General features: G+C 57.3%; 1 protein-coding gene. It reads left to right on the forward strand.

The window, feature by feature from the left end:
- The coding region (locus tag RR842_RS14480) for an EAL domain-containing protein (protein WP_332730279.1) at positions 1–1,608 on the forward strand (1,608 nt) is incomplete at its 5' end.
- Positions 1,609–1,872 lie beyond the last annotated feature (264 nt).

Below are 1,872 nucleotides of genomic sequence, written 5' to 3' on the forward strand. Positions count from 1 at the left end.
TACCTGGACATCGAGCATTTCAAACTGTACAACGAATGGCATGGTCATGAGGCGGGCGATGCCATACTGCGCGCCATCGCAGACTGGCTTGCTTTGATCGCACAAGAGTTCGACGGCGTTGCCGGCCACCTTGGAAGTGATGACTTCACCATCGCGCTGCCGCTGGGATCGGTGACAGAGGAAAACATCGAGACGCAGCTCAAACGACCTCCTTTCGATTCCGAGGAAACAATAGGCTTTCAGCCGGCCATCGGCGTCTGCCACATCGGCGATAACGACAACGCCGTCAACTTGGCCTGCGACCACGCGATGATCGCCATGACCGCCGTTAAAGGCACGTACGCCCAGCGCGTTGCCTGGTACGAGAAGTCTATGGCTGAAGAACTCGAAAGCGAGGCAAAGACGCTGCTCGAAGTCAAGGAAGCGCTCAAGAACCGCGAGTTCGTACTGCATTGGCAACCGCAGTGCAGCACCCGCACCGATCGCATCGTCGGTCTCGAGGCGCTCGTGCGCTGGCAGCACCCCGAGCGCGGCCTGGTTATGCCGGGAGCTTTCATACCGATGCTCGAGCGCAACGGATTCATCGCCAGCCTCGATCTGTACGTTTGGGATGAAGCGTGCCGTCACCTGCGCTCATGGATAGACTGCGGCGTAAAGCCCATTCCCGTATCGGTGAACATTTCTCGAGCAGACCTGTATGCCATCGATGTAGTCGAGGCCCTCGAAAGCCTGGTTCAACGCTATCATCTCGATCATGGCCTCCTCGAACTCGAGATCACTGAAAGCGCCTATGCCGAAGACGAGAAGATGGCCACCGCCGTCAACCGGTTGAGGGAGCTGGGCTTCACTATCCTCATGGACGATTTCGGCAGCGGGTACTCGTCGCTCAACATGCTGAAAGACATCACCGTCGATGTGCTGAAGATCGACATGCGCTTTCTGAGCCGGAGCGATGACTCTCGACGCAGCAAAGGCATCCTTGAGGCTATCGTATCCATGGCTCGGCTTATGGACCTGAGGGTCATTGCTGAAGGAGCCGAGACGAAGGAGCAGGTGGAATTCCTGCAGAATATCGGCTGCGACTATGCGCAGGGTTACTATTTCTACCGGCCCATGAGCACCGAGGCGCTCGGAGAGCTGCTGGCACAAGATGGCATCGTCGACTATCGGGGACTGTTCTCGCCCCGTATGGAAGCGATCGACGTAAACGCCCTGATGAAAGGGGACGAAACGAGCCGCGCCGTTATCGAGAACCTTATCGGAGGTTTGGCGGTGTATGCCGTCTACTCCGATCGCTTCGAGCTGATGCAGGTGAACAATGGTTATTACCGCGCAACCGGATGCAATTCTGTCGACCTGCACGAGCGGCAATACCTCATCTCGAAGCAGGTGCCTGCCGAAGATCTTCCTTTCGTCCTCAACCTGTTCGATCAGGCAGAGCTGCATCCTGGTGTCGGAGCAGAAGGAACGTTTCGGCGCTATAGGCTTTCTGGCGAGCTTATGTGGATGCGCATGAAGATATTCTTCCTGCGCCGCGAGCAGGATCACAGCATATTTCTGGCCTCCGTAGCCGATGCGACAGAGCTGAGGGCATCCGCCCACAAATAGCAACGATACCTGCAACAGCATTGGCACATCCGGCGGACACCCTGCGGGCGCACACGAAAGCCATCCGTCTCGACCATCGAGCCGACCGTTCTCTCAGGCTCGGTCGAAAGACAGGGCGCCCTTTCGCCTCCCCAATATCCCAGCAAGACCACGCTCGATCGCGGAGTATGCGAACCTACACCCCCAAGCCTTCCGTCATGTGCATCATATAGAAAGCAAAGCGCATGATAAAAATACCGGCCAGCACCAACGCGCTGGCAGCCA

This window comes from Gordonibacter sp. (assembly GCF_036667095.1).
Classification (GTDB): domain Bacteria; phylum Actinomycetota; class Coriobacteriia; order Coriobacteriales; family Eggerthellaceae; genus Gordonibacter.